Annotated in this window: 1 protein-coding gene; it reads left to right on the plus strand. The window is 48.1% G+C overall.

Translation table 11 applies throughout. The features are described 5' to 3' along the window. Positions 1-534: 534 nt before the first annotated feature. Positions 535-840 carry a hypothetical protein gene (locus A8708_RS00080; protein ID WP_204787436.1) on the plus strand — a complete coding sequence of 102 codons (306 nt, stop codon included), beginning with the start codon at positions 535-537 and terminating at the stop codon, positions 838-840. The last annotated feature ends 159 nt before the right edge of the window (positions 841-999 follow it).

Consider the following 999-nt stretch of genomic DNA (forward strand, 5'->3'; position numbering starts at 1 on the left):
AGAAACTCCCCATATACGCCTCGCTTATCTCCGTCTTCCAAGGACAATTCAGCTTCTGAACCTAAGTAGTAACGATTTCCTACATCTATTTTTGAGTAAAACTAGCTTACGGGGAGATTAACTGGATTTTCTACATCTATTTTGGCTAGGAAAGTCCTATTTGAGGAAATTCGTCTAAAATAACGGGAGGAAATCCAGTTATTTTACGAAATCCCCTAAATTCGCTCCAATTAACTGTAGAAAATCCAGTTATTCACTCTGCCAGGGGGTGTGGGCGGGTTGGGGTTATGGTTATGGTTATGGGTATGGGTTTGGGTTTGGGTTTGGGTTTGGGTTTGGGTTTGGGTTTGGGTTTGGTTCTGGTTCTGGTTCTGGTTCTGGTTCTGACTCTGATTCTGACTCTGGTTCTGGGGTTGGGGTTGCCGTTGCCGTTGCTGTTGCTGTTGCCGTTGGGTTTGGATTTGATTCTGGTTCTGGCTCTGGGGTTGCGGTTGCGGCCGGACTGTGGTTCTGGGGTTGGGGTTGCTGTTGCCGTTGCTGTTGCTGTTGCTGTTGCTGTTGCTGTTGCTGTTGCCGTTGGGTTTGGATTTGATTCTGGTTCTGGCTCTGGGGTTGCGGTTGCGGTTGCGGCCGGACTGTGGTTCTGGGGTTGCGGTTGCGGTTGCGGTTGCGATTATCGTTCTCGTTGCGGTTGCGGTTGCGGTTGCGATTATCGTTCTCGTTGCTGTTGCTGTTGCTGTTGCCGTTGAGTTCGGGTTTGGATTTGGTTCGGGTTCGATTACGTTTGCAATTGCGGTTCATCTCCGTCTCCAACTTCGACTTCGGCTTTATCTTCGGTAAGCTGCACTTACCCCGTGCGCAAACAAACGAAAATAGAGTAGACCCATGCATAGTTGCATGGGCCTCTCACAGAACCGAACGTCAGACTGTCTAACAACTGATTTCTGAGCACGCTTTAAAACATGAATTTATGCTATTTTACTCAAATTATCGTTGTGC

It is taken from the genome of Paenibacillus oryzisoli, from assembly GCF_001653565.1.
In the GTDB taxonomy this organism is placed as follows: Bacteria; Bacillota; Bacilli; order Paenibacillales; family NBRC-103111; genus Paenibacillus_E; species Paenibacillus_E oryzisoli.